The organism is Paraburkholderia mimosarum LMG 23256 = NBRC 106338, assembly GCF_000739815.1.
In the GTDB taxonomy this organism is placed as follows: Bacteria; Pseudomonadota; Gammaproteobacteria; order Burkholderiales; family Burkholderiaceae; genus Paraburkholderia; species Paraburkholderia mimosarum.
In genome coordinates, this window is the sequence record NZ_BBJJ01000322.1 from 1 (window position 1) to 1,130 (window position 1,130).

Here is a 1,130-nt window from a genome sequence, read left to right on the forward strand (position 1 = left end):
GCGAGCTTTCATGCCCTTACAAGGCAAGACTGAAGACGGGCGAACCGCGCAAACGAGCGAAGCCGGGCTATGCGGTAACATACGCGCACGAGTACAACGAAAGCCTGAAGCGGCGCGGGCAACTCAGCCTGTATTGTCCCGACGGAGACCTGAAGGCGCTGTTCATCAACGACACGCCCTACCAGAAGGGCGTGTCGGGTCAGTCCCGGACGTACAGCGATGCGTACCTCGAACTGATCTTCATCTTCTACCGGCTGTTCGGCTGGGGCATGCGGCAGATCACCGGCCACATGCACGAATTCTGGGCGCTGCGCGGACTCGACATCGGGGTACCGAGTTTCGGGCTTCTGAGCGAGCGGTTCCGTACGCTCGAGGTTCAGGTCAAACAACGCTGCGCTCGCGTGGCCGAACGCCTGCGCAACGGCGAAGCTATCAGCCTGATCGTCGACAGCAGCGGCATGAACTTTGGCCGGGCCAGCGAATGGCATCGGCAAAAGTACGGGCGCGACGCGAGCCAGACGCCGTGGCGCAAGATGCATCTGTCGATCGACCCGGAGATGAATGTCCACCAGATCGCGATTACCGAGGACAACGTTTCCGACGAGGCGGGCCTGAATGCGATGCTGGCAGTCGACGCGAATGTCGACTGCGTGATCGCCGACGGCGCGTATTACAGTATTGCGCAGACCGAGGCGTGGTCAGCCTGCGGCGTGCTGCCGGTGATTCCCTCACCGGCCAATGCGGTCGTTCACAATCAGCCGGCGACGCGCTGGCACGACCATCTCGTTCGGTACATCAAGGACAAGGGCATCCATGCGTTCCGCAACAAATACGGGTACGGCCAGCGCGCGCTGGTCGAGGCGCAGATCTCGCGAATCAAGCGTTGTATCGGTGCGCGACTACTGACGCGCAAAACCGAATCTCAGCAGCGCGAGGGCGTGATTATCGCGAACCTCGTGAATCTGTGGAACAGCTTCGGCAAGGCCGTTTGCGTCAAAAATGCCTAGTTGCGTCTGCAACCAACCGCGGCCATGCCCTGCTGAACAAAGCCCAGTGCAAGTGCCTTCTCTACCCGCTCCATCTGCGAGAGCTGCAGCGCCTCAACCCGGCAGGCGTTCTTCAGGACATTG

The 1,130-nt window shown here is 61.0% G+C and carries 1 protein-coding gene; it reads left to right on the top strand.

Translation table 11 applies throughout. The features are described 5' to 3' along the window. Window positions 1–1,007, top strand: a 1,007-nt coding sequence (locus BMI01S_RS37680; protein WP_218002779.1) for an IS5 family transposase, incomplete at its 5' end; no start/stop codon positions are given. Window positions 1,008–1,130 lie beyond the last annotated feature (123 nt).